General features: G+C 56.9%; 16 protein-coding genes. 6 read left to right on the top strand and 10 right to left on the bottom strand.

The window, feature by feature from the left end; all coding sequences use genetic code 11:
• Window positions 1–180 precede the first annotated feature (180 nt).
• The 3 genes from ACQE3D_RS22305 to cysN are packed head-to-tail and all read left to right on the top strand — an operon-like array spanning window position 181 to window position 2,428.
• The gene (locus ACQE3D_RS22305; protein WP_313730412.1) at window positions 181–384 is read left to right on the top strand and encodes a DUF2281 domain-containing protein; all 204 of its coding nucleotides are present in this window, start codon (window positions 181–183) and stop codon (window positions 382–384) included.
• 3 nt (window positions 385–387) lie between these two features.
• Window positions 388–765 carry a type II toxin-antitoxin system death-on-curing family toxin gene (locus ACQE3D_RS22300; RefSeq protein ID WP_313730413.1) on the top strand — a complete coding sequence of 126 codons (378 nt, stop codon included), beginning with the start codon at window positions 388–390 and terminating at the stop codon, window positions 763–765.
• Window positions 766–802: 37 nt separating this feature from the next.
• Window positions 803–2,428 (top strand): sulfate adenylyltransferase subunit CysN, encoded by a 1,626-nt coding sequence (gene cysN / locus ACQE3D_RS22295; protein ID WP_313730414.1) that lies wholly within the window; start codon window positions 803–805, stop codon window positions 2,426–2,428.
• A gap of 49 nt (window positions 2,429–2,477) precedes the next feature.
• Here cysN and ACQE3D_RS22290 read toward each other — a convergent pair whose 3' ends face one another.
• The 10 genes from ACQE3D_RS22290 to ACQE3D_RS22245 form a co-directional block, all read right to left on the bottom strand.
• Complete coding sequence (locus tag ACQE3D_RS22290; protein ID WP_313730415.1) at window positions 2,478–3,077, bottom strand: hypothetical protein; 600 nt, start codon at window positions 3,075–3,077, stop codon at window positions 2,478–2,480.
• Between the two features lie 244 nt (window positions 3,078–3,321).
• A complete protein-coding gene (locus ACQE3D_RS22285; protein ID WP_313730416.1) occupies window positions 3,322–3,765 on the bottom strand; it encodes a hypothetical protein in 444 nt (147 codons plus the stop codon).
• A gap of 63 nt (window positions 3,766–3,828) precedes the next feature.
• Window positions 3,829–5,250, bottom strand: a complete 1,422-nt coding sequence (locus ACQE3D_RS22280; protein WP_313730417.1) for a phosphomannomutase — start codon at window positions 5,248–5,250, stop codon at window positions 3,829–3,831.
• 22 nt (window positions 5,251–5,272) lie between these two features.
• Window positions 5,273–5,878 carry an RloB family protein gene (locus ACQE3D_RS22275; protein ID WP_313730418.1) on the bottom strand — a complete coding sequence of 202 codons (606 nt, stop codon included), beginning with the start codon at window positions 5,876–5,878 and terminating at the stop codon, window positions 5,273–5,275.
• A 1-nt stretch (window position 5,879) separates the two neighbouring features.
• A complete protein-coding gene (locus ACQE3D_RS22270) occupies window positions 5,880–7,121 on the bottom strand; it encodes an AAA family ATPase (RefSeq protein ID WP_313730419.1) in 1,242 nt (413 codons plus the stop codon).
• Between the two features lie 116 nt (window positions 7,122–7,237).
• Window positions 7,238–7,924 (bottom strand): helix-turn-helix transcriptional regulator, encoded by a 687-nt coding sequence (locus tag ACQE3D_RS22265; RefSeq protein WP_313730420.1) that lies wholly within the window; start codon window positions 7,922–7,924, stop codon window positions 7,238–7,240.
• An 18-nt stretch (window positions 7,925–7,942) separates the two neighbouring features.
• On the bottom strand, window positions 7,943–8,317 hold the full coding sequence (locus tag ACQE3D_RS22260) for a VOC family protein (RefSeq protein ID WP_064030748.1): 375 nt from the start codon (window positions 8,315–8,317) through the stop codon (window positions 7,943–7,945).
• Window positions 8,318–8,398: 81 nt separating this feature from the next.
• Window positions 8,399–9,874: a helicase HerA-like domain-containing protein gene (locus ACQE3D_RS22255; protein ID WP_313730421.1), complete on the bottom strand. Its 1,476-nt coding sequence runs from the start codon at window positions 9,872–9,874 to the stop codon at window positions 8,399–8,401.
• Window positions 9,875–9,927: 53 nt separating this feature from the next.
• A complete protein-coding gene (locus tag ACQE3D_RS22250) occupies window positions 9,928–10,596 on the bottom strand; it encodes a TlpA disulfide reductase family protein (protein WP_313730422.1) in 669 nt (222 codons plus the stop codon).
• A 7-nt stretch (window positions 10,597–10,603) separates the two neighbouring features.
• The gene (locus tag ACQE3D_RS22245) at window positions 10,604–11,086 is read right to left on the bottom strand and encodes a YajQ family cyclic di-GMP-binding protein (protein ID WP_064030771.1); all 483 of its coding nucleotides are present in this window, start codon (window positions 11,084–11,086) and stop codon (window positions 10,604–10,606) included.
• A 171-nt stretch (window positions 11,087–11,257) separates the two neighbouring features.
• Between ACQE3D_RS22245 and ACQE3D_RS22240 the strand changes: the two genes are divergently transcribed.
• The 3 genes from ACQE3D_RS22240 (at window position 11,258) to ACQE3D_RS22230 (ending at window position 15,823) form a co-directional block, all read left to right on the top strand.
• Window positions 11,258–11,788: a hypothetical protein gene (locus ACQE3D_RS22240; protein ID WP_313730423.1), complete on the top strand. Its 531-nt coding sequence runs from the start codon at window positions 11,258–11,260 to the stop codon at window positions 11,786–11,788.
• Between the two features lie 361 nt (window positions 11,789–12,149).
• The gene (locus tag ACQE3D_RS22235; RefSeq protein ID WP_281021567.1) at window positions 12,150–13,799 is read left to right on the top strand and encodes a methyl-accepting chemotaxis protein; all 1,650 of its coding nucleotides are present in this window, start codon (window positions 12,150–12,152) and stop codon (window positions 13,797–13,799) included.
• Window positions 13,800–13,855: 56 nt separating this feature from the next.
• Complete coding sequence (locus ACQE3D_RS22230; RefSeq protein WP_313730424.1) at window positions 13,856–15,823, top strand: methyl-accepting chemotaxis protein; 1,968 nt, start codon at window positions 13,856–13,858, stop codon at window positions 15,821–15,823.
• Window positions 15,824–15,839: the final 16 nt, after the last annotated feature.

Below are 15,839 nucleotides of genomic sequence, written 5' to 3'. Positions count from 1 at the left end.
CCACTAATCAGACCTCATCAGCACCTATCTGGCGCAACACGAACGCAAGGAATTACTGCGGTTATTAACCCGCAGCAATGTCGACGACGGCAAGAGCACTCTTGCATAATGAATGATGCTCGGCAAAAGTATCAGTTCGCCGGCTGATATAAGCTAGCAAAATTTTGGCAGGTTCTAACCATGCAATTACACGAAGAAATCCAGCAACACATCGTGAATCTTGAACCCGGCCTGCAAGCCGAGGTACTCGATTTCGTGCTGTTCCTGGAAGAAAAACAAAAGAAGCGACAGCCAGATCAGACAGTAAACGAAGAAGAAGCCCTGCGAATTCATCAACAATTGATGGACCGCTACACCGACACCTTCGCCAAACTGGCTCAATAGTGAATGGCCGAGTTGTTTTTCATCTCGAAATCACTGGCATTGCAGATACATAGTCTGCAGATAGCGCGCTTCGGCGGCACTTTAGGCATCCGAGACCTAGCGCTTTTGGAGTCGGTACTCGGTGCGGTCCGGCAAACTTGGGATTACAGCGGCGATGTTTCTTACACTGCCGCCCAATATTGCTATTCGCCAGCCAATAACCATCCGTTTCTGAACGGCAACAAACGGGTAGCAGCCGCCTGTATGTTGGTGTTTCTGGTCGCTAACCAAAAACAACCAACAATGGATAACGCCCGGCTTTACGAATGGGTCATTAATACTGTAGCCCGGCAACTCAGTCGCGAAGACTTGGCCGACTTTTTAAAACAGCATGTCGCTTAACACAACTTTCGAACAAATTTAGGCATTCAGGAAACCCATGTCTCACCAATCAGACCTCATCGCCACTGACATCAACGCCTACTTGGCGCAACATGAACGTAAGGAATTGCTGCGGTTTTTGACCTGCGGCAACGTCGACGACGGCAAAAGCACCTTGATCGGCCGTTTGTTGCACGACTCGAAAATGATCTATGAAGACCAGTTGGCCGCCGTGCAGGCCGACAGCGTCAAATCCGGCACCACCGGCGCCGGCAAGATCGACTTGGCCTTGCTGGTCGACGGTCTGCAAGCCGAGCGCGAGCAAGGCATTACGATCGACGTGGCCTACCGTTATTTCTCGACCTCGACCCGCAAATTCATCATCGCCGACACCCCAGGCCACGAGCAGTACACTCGCAACATGGCTACCGGCGCCTCGACCTGCGATTTGGCGGTGATTTTGATCGACGCCCGCTACGGCGTGCAAACCCAGACCAAGCGGCACAGCTTCATCGCTTCGCTATTGGGCATCAAGCACATCATCGTCGCGGTCAACAAAATGGACTTGGTCGGCTATAGTCAGGAAACTTTTGAAAAGATTCGCGACGATTACATGGCCTTCGTCAAAACCCTGGATCTGCACGACATTCATTTCATTCCGATGTCGGCGCTGGACGGCGATAACGTGGTCAACCCCAGCGCCAACATGCCCTGGTTTACCGGCTTGCCAATGATGGAGTTGCTGAATAGCATCGAAATCGCCAGCGACCACAATTTCGCCGACGCGCGCTTTCCGGTGCAATACGTCAACCGTCCAAACCTGGATTTTCGCGGCTTTTGCGGCACCGTCGCGTCCGGCCTGTTTCGGCAAGGCGACCCGATTACCGTGTTGCCGTCCGGCAAGACCAGCACGATTAAATCCATCGTCACCTTCGACGGCGACTTGCCGCAAGCTTTCGCCGGGATGGCCGTGACCTTGACCCTGAACGACGAAATCGACATCAGCCGCGGCGACGTGGTGCTCGGCGGACAGCAAACCGCGCCTAGCGTCGCCGACAAATTCAAGGCCAACATCGTCTGGATGACCGAACAAGCCATGCTGCCCGGCCGTCAATACGTGATCAAACTGGCGACCCGCGGCGTGTCCGGTTCGGTGGCGACGATACACCACCGCATCGACGTCAACACGCTGGAACATCACGACGCCGACGAATTGAAGCTGAACGAAATCGGCCTGTGCACGGTAGCCGTTAATGCGCCGGTGGTCTTCGAACCTTACAAGCGTAATAAAACCACCGGTTCGTTCATTGTCATAGACCGCTTGACCAACGTCACGGTCGGCGCCGGTATGATTGTCGGCGAAGCGAATGATGAGGATTGGACGCCGGTTAGCGCCGAGGAACGCGCCAGCCGTTTCGGCCAATCCGCCAACATCGTCGCTTTAATTGGTGCCGACGCTAAAACCATGGCTTATCATTTGGAGCGTCGCTTGTTCGATACCGGCCACGCCGCAACGGTGTTGGAACACGGCGACGCATATCTGGCCGCGGCGATCAAGCATGCCGGCCTAATCTGCCTGTGTGCGGGCTTGGCTGCCGAGCATGCGGATTTGGCCTTCGATGCCGACCGGCAAACCATCGACGAAATCTACGACGCATTGAAGAATCGTAGCGTGGTTCACTAAGCCGCGCGGCTGTTCCCATGCGTCGCATGGGAACGCGAAAGGCCGTTTGTTATGCGCCGCGAATTGGCTGACCGGAATTTGACCTCAGCAGCGTCAACCCGCTTAAAAACAGTAAAAACGAAGCTGGGAGCGGAATATTGGTCGGTGTGATTGGGGAGCCGGTTATTTGAAAGCGAACTTCAGGATAGAGTTGGGTAATCTTGATGGAGTCTATCGCCCGCTCCGGTGATAGGTTTACATTGCCGCCCACCGGGACATAGATTGGCGTGAATATCGTGATCGAGGGCGCAAGCCTTGCCGTCAAATCTATATCGTTTCTCGCGGAGATGTTCCAGCCGGCCGATGACCTGGCGCCCGTCAGCGTCACGGTAGTCAAATCGATACTTCCGCCCGTGAGAATGGTCGCGGCCGGCGCGGGATTGATTTCTACGGGCGCTGCTTGACTTAGATCAGTCTTAGTCAACTGATAAGGAAAGATTACCCTGGTAAAGACGCTGGTCAACGAGGTACTGGGGCCGAGGTTGATCGCTCGACTGCTTGAGGACCGCAGGTCCAAGCGTTGAACGTCTTCCACTTCGGACGTTGCCGACGCATAGGCGGTGGACGTCGACAAAACCAAGAGTCCCACGAATAAGCCGTTCAAGCGCATAACTATCTCCTTAGTCTAGTAATTCAGATAAGTGTGCCTGGCGATTGTGTCAGAACGATGACCGATGCCGCGATCGATCAAGTCCGCACATTCTTTGTTGCTCTTGGCTGCGCTCGGCGCGCGAGTTTCGGCGGGGATTTATGCCTCGGGTAGGGGGCTGTGTGGCGAGCGGCGCGGTCGATCCAACACAAAAAAGCCCCGGTGGTTAAGCACCGAGGCTCCGCGTAGCCGAGGCGTTGGCCGGTTATTGCAACAAATCCAACGCCTTCTCGGCCGCTTTTTGCTTGGCCTTGGCTTTGCCGGCCTTGATCGCTTGTTCGGCGTTTGGCGCTTGCTCTACCTGGCTTTTCAATTGTTTAACGGCTTGTTTTTTCTCTTTCAAGAGTTGCGCGCCTTGTTTCAATTCTTCCGGCGTGGCTTGCTCGATTTTTTGTTTGACCGCTTGTTTGGCGGCGTCTTCGGCTTGCTGTTTCGCGGCGGCCGGGGCGTTTTCGACGCCGGCTTTGACCGCTTTCGCACTATCGACCGCCGCGCCGGCCGCCTCGACGCCCTTGACCGCGTCGGGCGCGACGGCGTTCGCGCTGTTTTGGACCGCCTGCTTGCCGACCGCTTCCAACAAGCCGGTGTCGGCCACGGCGGCTGAAGAAGCCAATACGAAGGAACTCAATACAACGATGCTGGTTTTCATGGATTTATCCTGGTCGTTCATTATTAGGAGCTTGCAGATTAGCCGTCCCAACTTAACCGACGATTAACGTCCGGCAATGCGGCGCAAGGTTTCCGTGACCAACTGGCCCGCCCGGTCCACCGAGTCGGATTCGGCATAGCAGCGTAATTCCGGGGCATTGCCGGACGGCCGCAGGTGGACGATGTCGCCGCTGGCGAAGGTCAGCCGCAGGCCATCGGTAGTATCGCTATCGACCGGCGCGCCCAGGCTATCGCCCCATAGGCTGCGATAGGCGCTGGCGTCGGCCTGCAAGCGATCCAGCAAGGCGCGACTGTTGGCGGTCGGGAATTCCTGAATCCGGTCGCTGGCGGTGAAGCGTTGCGGCAAGCCTTGTAGCAAGCCGGACAGCTTGACGCCTTGGCCGCGCGCCATTGCCAGCAACGCCAACGCGGGCAACAGCGAATCCCGAGTCGGCAGGGCCGCCAGGGGCTTGCCGTTTACCGATAAACCGTTGCCGGCCAAAAAGCCGCCGTTGGCCTCGAAACCCGCCACGCCGCCCGTCGCGACCTGCTCCATGCCGGCGATTACGTAGGGCGAACCGATTCGGGTTCTAATCACCTGCTTGAACCAGCCAGACGCTTCGATCGCGGTATTGCAACTGACCGGCGTGACGACGGTATCGGCGCCCAAAAATTTCGCGCACAGCAGGCCGACGATGTCGCCGCGCAGCCACTCGCCGGTCTCGTCCCCGATCAGCGGCCGGTCGCCGTCGCCGTCGGTCGAAATGACCGCGTCCAACTGGTATTGTGCCGCCCAGTCGCGGCCGCGCTGGCGATCCGCCTCGCCGACCGCTTCGGTATCGATAGGCACGAAGGTGTCGGTGCGCTCCAATCCGACGACTTCGGCGCCCAATTCGGCCAAGACTTCCTTCAACACGTCGCGGGCCGCGCTGGAATGCTCGTAAACGCCGACTCGCCAGCCGACCAACAAATTGTTGGCGAACAAACGGGTATAGCGCTGCTGAAATTGCGCCAGCGCGGCCGGATTGACGGCCGGCAATTCAGCGTCCACCACTACGACTTCCACGGTCGCGCCGGTCATCGCCGTCTCATCGGCTTTGCTGATTTCACCGTCGGCCCGGTAGAACTTGATGCCATTACGGTCGAACGGAATGTGGCTGCCGGTGACCATGATGGCCGGCAAGCCTTGCGCCAGCGCATACAAAGCCAGCGCCGGCGTTGGCAATACCCCGCAAAAATCCACTTCGCAGCCAGCTTGGCGAATGCCGGCCACGCACGCTTGGGCGATTGCCGGGCTGGACGGCCTTAAATCCATGCCCAGCGCGATTTTTTGGCCGGGCTTGGTCAGCTGCAAGCCGTGGATAAACGCCAGCGTATACGCGGCGCAGACTTCGCCGCTCATTTGGCTAACCAAGCCGCGCGCGCCGCTGGTGCCGAACGCCACGCCGCTGTCGGCCATCATTTGTTGGATGTTGATTGTTGTCATGGGATATTGAGATAGGTTTGAATTAACGGATTTTTTGCGGTTGAGATAATTCTTCAAAATACGCCAGCAACTCATGCAAACGAGTACTCGGATTCATCTCGCCGCTGTCGATTGCTTCGGTTAAGACTTTTGGCGCTAAACGTCTGGCTTCAGGAAGGCGGTTTTCCAGGCTCCGGAAGATATTTCGTTCATTGCCTTTATCGTAGTCCGCGAATTCAGGATAAGCGCGTAAGTCCTTGAGCAAAGAGTCAGGCGAATGCGGCTTTCGGCTATATCCGAAATGCAGCAACAACCAAAACTCGAAACAGGGATAGGAAACCACCACATCAATCTTAGGCTGGCTTTTCGCTGCGTCCAAAGCATTTTCGAAGTTGGCATGGGCATCGCGGTCTATCGTGCAGAACACCCTGTCGAATTTGCCTTTTCTGCCAATCGCTTCGTTGACGATACTCGTCGGATCGGTTTTGCCGCAGTGACGGATTTCGACTTGCACCTTTATCCGAAAATACCCACAGGCATCTTCCAAATAGCGCTTACCGGATTTGCTGTCTTCACAAATCACCAATACCGTCGGTTGCGGTTTGAAACGCGGCTTGGCTCGATTAAACGACGCGGCGTTGCGAGCCATCTTAACTCCGGCGGATTATCGGCAAAGCACGGTAGCGGCCTTCGTAATAGCGTTTTTCCAAATCCTCGCCTTCCCGGCCCTCGAAATCGTGGATGGAACGGAGTTGAGTTGCACCGTTGGCGTCGCGCTCTGTTAGCCAGAATTGGTCGCGGCGTAATAGCTTCGTGTCCATTAAATGGGTGTCGTGGGTGGTGAAGATCAACTGGGAGAGCAAGTCAGATTCCAAGTGTTTGGCCACCAAGGATCTAACAATTTCTGGATGCAGACTACTGTCAAATTCATCGATCACTAAAGCAGTGCTATCGCTGATTTCACCATAGCTACTATGAACTTTCCATGGCAACCAAAACCCGATTAAATTTTTGGTACCGTCTGATTCGTCATTGAAATCGAACTCAACTTCCCCGAGTGCGGTTTCATGAACTAAAACCATTTTGCTTTCTAGCTCAGGCTTTGACAATGAACCTAATAACACAGGGGTAGCTTCCTTCCGATCAAAACGAATTTTAGTCACCGGCACATCCACATTTTGCAAAAATGAGGAAATTTCTTTTGCTAAAATCGGATGCTCTTCAGCCAGTTTCTGACTACTGCTTGCCCATGTTTCCATACTACCCGAAACAACCAAAAGCCCCCTTTTTAACCAATGGAACGGCTGCCTCAATTGACCCAATTGCTCGCTGCTGTTGGCGACTGCCTGTGCGATGAACAAAACTTGAGGCCCTGTCAAGTTTTGCCAAATCTGATGCAACTCATTCCCCCCTTCCAAAGCTTCCCCAAAGGAGAACGCATCACCAGAAGAATGATGCAATCGCTCATATAACAAAATCTCTTTTCCAGCCAGAAACACATGCAATCGTTCTTCAACAATCCTTTCACACGTTAAACCTAACTCAAACTGATAGCGCTGTCCTGCACACACAAAATTCAGTTCGAATCGGCTGGGTTTGTCGCTGAGCTCTGGGTCAAAACGAAATGGACTCACCGGAAGCGATACGGATTGCGCAGTCGGTTGCTTATTGGCTATTTGGCTCACCAACCTAAAAGCTTTAACCAAGTTGCTCTTGCCAGAGGCATTGGGGCCATAAATCGCCGCAACTTTCAGTAAATCCGGCAGTTTTTCGCCCTTGACGGCAGGTTTGAACACATTTTCACGCTTCCGCAATCTAGGCGCAGCAACCATCGAAAAGGTCTGCTTCTCGCGGAAGGATCGAAAGTTAGTGACGGAAAATTCAATTAACATGCAGAAAACTCGCAACTAGACGGCGTTATTTGCTGAGTAATATAGCCACTTGTCAATTTATCTGCAGAAAAACTGCACTCAGCCTCAACTGCTTATGCGGGTTTGATTGGTAAGTGTCACTGCGGCTGGCTATGCATCCGGCGGATGAAATCCTGCAAGGTTTGGCCGGGGTCTTCGCTGAAGGTCTCCTCAAGTACCCGCGCTAGCTCGATGCGGTCCAAGCGAAAGTTGCGGAAGTCGCCGCGCAGTTCGCACCAGCCGACCAGGGTCCAGACGTTGCCCCAAAAATACAAGCCCAGCGGCCGAATCCGGCGTTGACTGAATTCGCCGTCGCCGCGCCGGTAATCGATCTGTAATACGTGTTTCTCGTCCAAGGCCTTGCGGCAAATGTCCAAGGTCACATCCAAATCGTCGCGCCGCGAGAAGCGTAGCGCGAACAGTTTTGAGCGATCCAGGCGGTCGCGCAATTCGGCCGGCACGACCGCCGCGACCTTGTCCAGCACCGACTGCGCGGAGCGGCCCAGTTCGGTGCCGCCCCAAGTCTTGACCATCCTGGCGCCGACCACCAGCGCCTCCAGTTCGGCGGCGCTGAACATGATCGGCGGAATATCCAGGCCGTGCCGTAACGCGTAGCCGACGCCGGCTTCGCCTTCGATCGGAATGCCGGACAGGCTGAGCACCTGGATGTCGCGGTAAATCGTGCGCTCCGAGACTTCCAGCCGCTCGGCCAGCGCCTTGGCGGTCACCAAACGTCGGTTGCGCAGAATCTGGACGATCTGAAATAGGCGGTCCGCTCGGCGCATGTGCGGTCGATGGCCTCGCTAAGCCGGCGAATACAAGCCGACCCGGTTGCCTTCGCTGTCGATGAACAGCGCGAAGTAACCGCAGTCGCCGTCGTGAATCGGCGTTTTCGGCACCAGCACCCGGCCGCCGCCGGCTTCGACCTTCGCCAGCGGCTCGTTTAAATCGGCGCCGCCGTTGAAATACACCACCGCGCCGGTCTCGGAGGGTTGATAGCACTCGCCCTGCACCAACATGCCGCTGACCGCGCCTTCCTCGGCTTCGAAAATCGCCAAGTTCATGTCATTCATCTCTTCCAGCTTGAACGTCGAATTCAACACGTGACGGTAAAAGTCCTGGGCGCGGCCAAGATCGGCGGCGGGTAGTTCGAACCAAGTAGCTAGATTGTTGTTCATGATGCTCTCCTCGTTGCAGTTAAAAGAGCGGTCATGCTAAACCAGCGCTACTGACAGCGTGGTGTCAGCAGTGTTTTAGCGCTAGCGCCGACCGCCGAGCAACGAGCCCAGTACGCCGCGGATGATTTGGCGGCCAAGTTCCTGGCCGATGCTGCGCGCGGCGCTTTTCGCGGCGGCTTCCAGGACGCTTTGGCCGCCGCGCCGCCGCGATCCGGATTGGCCGCCGCCCGGCAGCACTTGGCCCCAATCGAATCCGCCGCCGGACGTCGAGGCTTCTGCCTTTCCCGCCCGTTGTTTCAAGATTTCGTAGGCCGATTCGCGATCGATCTGTTTTTCGTAATGGCCGGCGATGATCGATGCGGCCAGCGTCTCGCGCCGCTCGGCGTCGCTGACCGGGCCGATCCGCGAGCGCGGCGGCTTGATCAAGGCGCGTTCGACCGGCAGCGGCGTCCCCTGTTCGTCCAACAACGACACCAAGGCTTCGCCGACGCCCAGCTCGCCGATCGCGGCGGCCACGTCCAGTCCGGGATTGGCGCGAAAGGTTTCGGCGGCAGCCCTGACGGCTTTTTGATCGCGGGGCGTAAAGGCGCGTAACGCGTGCTGAATGCGATTGCCGAGCTGGCCGAGAACGATGTCCGGAATATCTTGGGGATTTTGGCTGACGAAATACACGCCGACGCCCTTGGAACGAATCAAGCGCACGACGTGTTCGATTTTCTGCAACAAGGCCGCCGGGGCGTCGTTGAATAACAGGTGAGCCTCGTCGAAGAAAAATACCAATTTGGGCTGGTCCAAGTCGCCGGCTTCCGGCAGGTTTTCGAACAATTCCGACAACAGCCACAGCAGCAGCGTCGCGTAAACGCGCGGCGATTGGTATAAGGTTTCGGCGGCTAGGATGTTGATCACCCCTCGCGAGCCGTCGGTTTGCAGCAGATCGTTGAAATCCAGGGCCGGCTCGCCGAACAAGTGTTCGCCGCCCTCGTGCTCCAGTTGCAGCAAGCCGCGTTGAATCGCGCCGACGCTGGCCGCCGAGAGTTTGCCGTAGTCGTCGGCCAGTTCGGCGCCGTGCTCGGCAACGTACTGCAGCATCGCCTTCAGGTCTTTCAGATCCAGCAACAGCCAGCCCTGGTCGTCGGCGATCTTGAACGCGGCGGTCAATACGCCGCTCTGCACGTCGTTCAGGTTCAACATCCGCGCCAGCAGCAGCGGCCCCATATCCGAGATCGTGGCGCGCAGCGGATGGCCCTTCATGCCGAACACGTCCCAGAACAGCACCGGCGCCGCGGCCGGCCGGCTATCCTGGATAGCCAAGTCCGCCAAGCGGGCTACCACTTTGGGATTGCCGCCGCCGGCCCGGCTCAGGCCGGCCAGATCGCCCTTGACGTCGGCCACGAATACCGGCACGCCGATGTCCGAAAAGGCCTCGGCCAGCGTTTGCAGCGTAATGGTCTTGCCGGTACCGGTCGCTCCGGCAATCAGGCCGTGGCGATTGGCCATCGCCGGTAGCAGGTTCAATTCGGCGGTGCCGGCTTTGGCGATCAGCAAGGGTGTGGTCATGGCGAGTCCTGGAGAAAAAAGGTCGGATCAGCCCGGAGCTGACTCGAGAAGGTTTACAGCAACGCGATTAAGTCCGCTTCCAGCGTCTCGTAGGCGCCGAAGCGGCTGGCGACCAGATGGCCGTTCCGGTCGATGAGCAGGTAGGATGGCGTGCCTTGTAACCGGTAACGCTCGAAGCTTTCCGGCCGGAAGGGTTGCCTGGAAAAATAGTCGCGCAAATGGGCGCGCAGTGCGTGCTGCTCGGCGGGCGCCCGCGCCTGAAAATCGTCGATCCGTTGTTCGATGAAGCGCTCGACTTCGGCGGCTGTCCCGTCCGTTTCGCGCGGCGTCAAATGGTCCATCGCTACCGGAAAACTCAAGCGATACGGCCAGGTGCCGCGCTCCAGTAAGCCGTATTGGCTCAGCAGTTTTTCGGTTTCGCCGATGACTCGGCCTTCTTCCAACAACAGGCGCAGGTTGGCGACGGTATTTTTATCGAAATCCTCGAAGGCGGTCGCCAGGCCCAACACCGTCAAGCCTTGTTCCCGGTAACGCCGATACAGGCCTTCGACGCGCGGCAGGCAGTGCAAAAAACAGCCGGGGCAATTGACTTGAAATACCGCGATCAACACCACGCGGCCGGCCAGATCGCTGAGCGTGGAGGGATCGCCTTTCAGCCAGGCGTCGACCGCCAGAGGCGGCGCGGTTAGGCCGATGCGGGCTTCGCTGATCGCGGTGTCCAAACCGGCTTCAATCGCGAAAATTGTTGAATTGCAACGGCTGTTCCAAGTCCTCGGCGCGCAGCATCTGAATCACTTCCTGCAAGTCGTCGCGTTTCTTGCCGGTAACCCGCACCTTGTCGCCGTTAATCGCCGCCTGCACTTTCATTTTCTTGTCCTTGATCAATTTGACGATTTTTTTCGCCGCGTCGCTGCCGATACCCTGCTTCAACGTAATGGTTTGAGTCGCGGTCTTGCCGGTGTCGGTGATTTTGCCGCTTTCCAGCGCGGAAATGTCGATGCCGCGCTTGCCCATCTTGGCGTATAAAATCGGCAACATTTGTTGCAATTGAAACGTCGATTCGGCCTTCATCTGAATGCCGTCGTCGGATTGTTCGAAATTGGCGTTGGAGCCCTTGAAATCGAAGCGGGTCGAGACTTCCTTGTTGGCTTGGTCCACGGCATTGGTCACTTCGTGGGCGTCGAGTTCTGAAACGATGTCGAAAGATGGCATGGCGTTGATTTGCAAGTATAAAAGTCGCGCCACTATAACGGCGTCGCGACCATTATTCAACTGTGGCGGGTGTCGCGGCGGACTTGTCCGCCGGCGGAGAAGCCGTTATCTTGTGGCTAAGCCGGCCATTCGTCGAACGGAGCCGGCGCATTGCAACGGGGGAAAACCACTATGAGAGCTATTGTTTACCTAAGCGGCCCAATCCTGGCCGGCATCCTGCTGGCCGGTTGCGGCCAGGAGCAAGCCCAAACCGCCATCGCGGCGAACGCGCCGCTCAAAACCTTTCCGCGGGCCACGACATTGCGCGGCACGGTCAGCGACAATACCGGGCCGGTTAAGGCCGGTACGGTTACGCTGTCGACCGAGGCCGGCAAGGTGCTGACCAGCCTTGAATTGCAAGACAGCCAGCGTTACGAAATCGACGCGCCGGCCGGAACGCCGCTACCGGTATTACTGACCTACGCCCCGCCACCCGGAAAATCCGGCGACACGATGACCAGCGTGGTGATTTATCCGGAAATCAGCAAATACGACATCAACCCAACCACGACCGCGATCGCCAAGAGCGCGAAGGCGATGGGCGGATACAACCACAACAATCTGGTACGCGCCGCCGAAAATACCGCTCACGTTCCGGACGCCAACAAAACTACCGCCGGTTTTCGCGGCGATCCCACCACGCAGTACGGCGGCTGGCACTAGCCGGAGCCGCTTTCGGTATTACCGTTCGACCGGCCAAAATCCGGTCGATTTTAGCTCTTGATTCAGCGCGATATCGCCGTATTTTCCAGTCGTCGCGATACCTGAGCGGCAAGCTTGGAAATTAAGCGCCCGTTTTTGCAAAACGCTCTACACTAAAATCTTGATCGGCTAAGTTGCAATACTAGCGATGCGTCATGCAGTCAACTCTGATGAACCGCGCCAATTGTTCTAGCTGGGTTACAGCTTGACGCAACTGCAAATAACGCGGCGGATTGCCGGCCCGCTTGTAACAAAACTGTCATAAACACCGTTTAATATTCCGGCGATCCGACGTCGGCAATTCTCACAGGAGTATAGGCTTATGGCTAATCTAACGATTAAAGCTCGACTCTACGTCATCCTGGCCGCGGCAGTCAGCGGATTTATGCTTCTGGGGCTGGGAAGCCTGTATCAGATCGAACAAATCCACGGCAAGGTTAAGGAAGACTACAGCAGTTTCGAAAGCGGCATGCATACGCTGGTGCTGATTCAGAGCGCTAACATCGCGTTCAAGACCCAGGTGCAGGAATGGAAAAACATCTTGCTGCGCGGTAACGATGCGGCCAATTTCGAAAAATATTCCCAGGGTTTTTCCGCTTCGGAAAGCTTGGTCGGCACCAAACTGACTCAGGCATTGGAGGCGCTACGCGCGGTGGGGTCGCCGTTTGCGCGCGATATCGAAAATCTGCTGAGCGAGCATCGGGAGATGGGCAAGAAATACCGATCGGCCTTGGCGCAATTCGATCAGGCCGACCCGGAAGCCGGCAAGAAAACCGATGCGCTGGTCAAGGGCATGGATAGAAGCACCACCGACAGCATTAACAAGTTGGTGGAAGCGTTCGAAACCGGCCAGCATGATCGCCTGAACCGGCAAATCCAAAGCTCTCAAGACGAGTTTCGGCAAATCCGCAATACTCAGTTGGCGATCTTCGCCGCGCTGTTGGTGATCTGCGGCAGCCTGGTATTGTTCACCGCGCTGCATATCGCGCGGCAGGTCGCGGACTTTCAGCAAGTCATCTCCGGCATTAGCGCCAATCGCAATCTGACCTTGCGGATGCCGGCCGCCGGCGACGACGAAATATCGGCGATCGGCAAAAGCTTCAACGACTTGTTGCAGGTTTGGCAGAATGCGATCGGCCAAATAAAGCGTAGCGCCGATTCGGTCGCCAGCTATGCGCGCGACATGACGGCGTCGGTTGCCGAGTTGTCTTACAGCGTCGGCGCGCAGAAAGCGGCGACCACGGAAATGGCCGCCGCTATCGAAGAAATGACCGCCAGCATTGCGCATATTTCCGATTCGTCGCAAAACGCCAACACCATTTCCAGCACCTCGTCCCGCCAATCCGCCGACGGGAGCTCGGTGATCGAAAAAACCGTCTCGGCGATGCAAAACACCTCGAACGGCGTGATGGAAACCGCCAAAGTCGTGGAGCGGGTCGGCCAGCAATCCCAAGAAATCTCCGGCATCGTTCAAACCATCAAGGATGTCGCCGATCAGACCAATCTGCTGGCACTCAATGCCGCGATCGAAGCGGCCCGTGCCGGCGAGCAAGGCCGCGGTTTCGCGGTGGTCGCCGACGAGGTCCGCACGCTGGCCGAAAAAACCACCCGGATGACTGAAAACATCACGCAGTTGGTCGATCGCATCCAGGCCAGCGCGCAGGATGCCGTCGTCAATATCGGTAAGGTGGTGCAGGGCGTCGATCAAAACGTCGCGTTGGCCCATCAGGCGGGCGAGGCCATAGGCGGCATTCGCGAAGGCAGCATCCGCGTCGTGGACGCCACCAACACGATCGCGACGGCGTTGGCCGAACAGTCGGTGGTTAGCGAGAGCATAGCCAGCAAAGTGGCCGCCATCGAACTGATGAGTAACAAAAACAACGATTCGCTGGCGCGCCTGAAAGACGCGGCCGGCCGGATGGATACGCTGGCCGGCGATATGCGCGCGATGGCATCGCAGTTCAAAGCCTAGTCATCCGTCGGAACGCTAAACCGTACATATTCCTCTTGGGTTCCAAGCCAGACATCATGAAAATCAGCCGTATCTCCAAAATTGTCAGTCTCTTGTTGGTCCTCACCCTGACCGGCTTCACGGTTGCGGTGGTTCGCTCCTTGCAACACCTTAACCACGCTTTCAAGGCCGTCGAATTCGTCGGTCAACAGCAGAACCAGTTTTACACCCGGATCAGTCAGCCGGTTTTCAATTACCTGGCCAGCGGCGATGCCACCTTGTTAACCGACATCGATACCAATGTCGGTCGGGCTGTGCGCGACATCGAAGCGAATCGCGAGGTGGACGAACGGCTGAAAGCGCCGTTCCTGGATTTGTTGCGGACCGTTCAACAATCCATCGTCGTCGAGTTGACCTCGGCCGGGAAATTGGCCGATCCGCAAATCCTGCTGATTAACAACGAACAGCAAATGTCCGGGCATTTGCAAGGCTTAATCGACTACGCGTCTCGCGCGCCGGTGGATGCCAAGACCAAACAACCCTACTGGGAATTGATAGGCCAAACCCAAGCGGCAGTGTTGAATTTGTCTCGAGCGAGACAAAGCTTTTTCGCGGCCCGCGAAGCGGTTTCGGCCGAGAACATTCAGCGTTATCAGCGCCAACTGCTGGCGCTAGCCGATCGTTATAAACAGTTGCCGTTGCTGGGCGTGATGCGTGACTCCGCCAACGCGGAGCCGGACTTCGGTCTGGGGTTGACCGAGCGAGTGGCCGAGGCGCGCGACCTCGCCGAGGAACCCATCAGCGAGATCGGCGCGCTGATTCGGCGTTACGACATCGATCTGGGTAGCGCCGAACAGTTCGCGCGCCAAAAAGCCGCCAGCCGGACGCAAGCCGCCGTGCAACTGCAAACGCTGCAACAACGGTTCGCCGATCTGCAAACCGAAATCGCCGGCGAATATCAGTATTACGAACATATCCTGTACACGATCGTCGCGATCTGCACCGCGATCTTGATCGCTATCTGTATGCTGATGATTTATATCAAACGCCATCTTGCCGATGTCATCGCCCATATCAGCAACCATGTAGATCTGCTGGCGCGCGGCGATTTGCGCGGCTCGGTTTCGTTGCGCAGCCGAATCGCCGAAATCAATTTGGTCAAGGAATCTCTACACAAATTGCATGATTATTTCGAGTCGCTAATACGCCACATCAATCAGGAATCCTCGGCCTTGAACCAATACGGACGAGACATATTGCTGGTCGCGGCAAGCCTGGAATCGATTACCGCCGACCAACGCCAGGCCACCGAAGCCGGCGCCCAACAAATGACCGAGTTACACAGTTCTTTCGTGAATGTCGCCAACAGCGCGGCCGACAGCCAACATGCGACCACTTCGGCGCACGGCCTGATCGACAGTGGTGTGGCCTATATGCGACATACTCAGGTCCAAGTCGCCGAACTGGCCAAGGCCACCGACGAAACCGCCGCGTCGTTGGAACATCTGCGCCGCGACGCCGCCGGCATCGAAACCGTGCTCGGCGTGATTCAGGGCTTCAACGACCAGATTAATTTGCTGGCTTTGAATGCCGCGATCGAAGCCGCCAGGGCCGGACAATACGGGCGAGGCTTCGCGGTGGTCGCCGACGAGGTTCGTAAACTGGCGTCGAACACAGCGGACTCCGCCGAGCAGATTCGCGGCTTGATCGAGAGGCTTAATCGGGCCACCGAAACCACGGTCAAACTAATGAATCAACAACAAGCGGCGGCGAAAACCACGGCCGAGGCGGTCGATCATGTCCATCAGGTATTCGCCGGGATCAAGTCGTCGATAGGCGAGGTATTGAGCCAAAGCCGGGTGATCGCGGCGACCTCGTTGCAACAATCGCAAGTCGCCGAACGAATCGCCAACAATTTCTCGCATACCGCCGAACTGGCCAAACAAACCACGCAAGAAGCCCAGACCAACAAACTCAGCGCTTCGGCGATTTCCGATGTCAATCAAAACCTACAAAACCTGATCGCGCAATTCAAGGTGGCGTGAGGGAGCATCAAGAGGC

It is taken from the genome of Methylomonas sp. MS20 (assembly GCF_050275925.1).
Taxonomy (GTDB): Bacteria; Pseudomonadota; Gammaproteobacteria; order Methylococcales; family Methylomonadaceae; genus Methylomonas; species Methylomonas koyamae_A.
This window is presented reverse-complemented; position numbering and strand designations above follow the sequence as displayed.

Coding starts and splice junctions, on each gene's coding strand:
- ACQE3D_RS22255 (WP_313730421.1), bottom strand. CDS start 9,874: ATGACCACACCCTTGCTGATCGCCAAAGCCGGCACCGCCGAATTGAAC.
- ACQE3D_RS22280 (WP_313730417.1), bottom strand. CDS start 5,250: ATGACAACAATCAACATCCAACAAATGATGGCCGACAGCGGCGTGGCG.
- ACQE3D_RS22245 (WP_064030771.1), bottom strand. CDS start 11,086: ATGCCATCTTTCGACATCGTTTCAGAACTCGACGCCCACGAAGTGACC.
- ACQE3D_RS22290 (WP_313730415.1), bottom strand. CDS start 3,077: ATGCGCTTGAACGGCTTATTCGTGGGACTCTTGGTTTTGTCGACGTCC.
- ACQE3D_RS22275 (WP_313730418.1), bottom strand. CDS start 5,878: ATGGCTCGCAACGCCGCGTCGTTTAATCGAGCCAAGCCGCGTTTCAAA.
- ACQE3D_RS22285 (WP_313730416.1), bottom strand. CDS start 3,765: ATGAAAACCAGCATCGTTGTATTGAGTTCCTTCGTATTGGCTTCTTCA.
- ACQE3D_RS22260 (WP_064030748.1), bottom strand. CDS start 8,317: ATGAACAACAATCTAGCTACTTGGTTCGAACTACCCGCCGCCGATCTT.
- ACQE3D_RS22305 (WP_313730412.1), top strand. CDS start 181: ATGCAATTACACGAAGAAATCCAGCAACACATCGTGAATCTTGAACCC.
- ACQE3D_RS22300 (WP_313730413.1), top strand. CDS start 388: ATGGCCGAGTTGTTTTTCATCTCGAAATCACTGGCATTGCAGATACAT.
- cysN (WP_313730414.1), top strand. CDS start 803: ATGTCTCACCAATCAGACCTCATCGCCACTGACATCAACGCCTACTTG.
- ACQE3D_RS22235 (WP_281021567.1), top strand. CDS start 12,150: ATGGCTAATCTAACGATTAAAGCTCGACTCTACGTCATCCTGGCCGCG.
- ACQE3D_RS22265 (WP_313730420.1), bottom strand. CDS start 7,924: ATGCGCCGAGCGGACCGCCTATTTCAGATCGTCCAGATTCTGCGCAAC.
- ACQE3D_RS22270 (WP_313730419.1), bottom strand. CDS start 7,121: ATGTTAATTGAATTTTCCGTCACTAACTTTCGATCCTTCCGCGAGAAG.
- ACQE3D_RS22230 (WP_313730424.1), top strand. CDS start 13,856: ATGAAAATCAGCCGTATCTCCAAAATTGTCAGTCTCTTGTTGGTCCTC.
- ACQE3D_RS22240 (WP_313730423.1), top strand. CDS start 11,258: ATGAGAGCTATTGTTTACCTAAGCGGCCCAATCCTGGCCGGCATCCTG.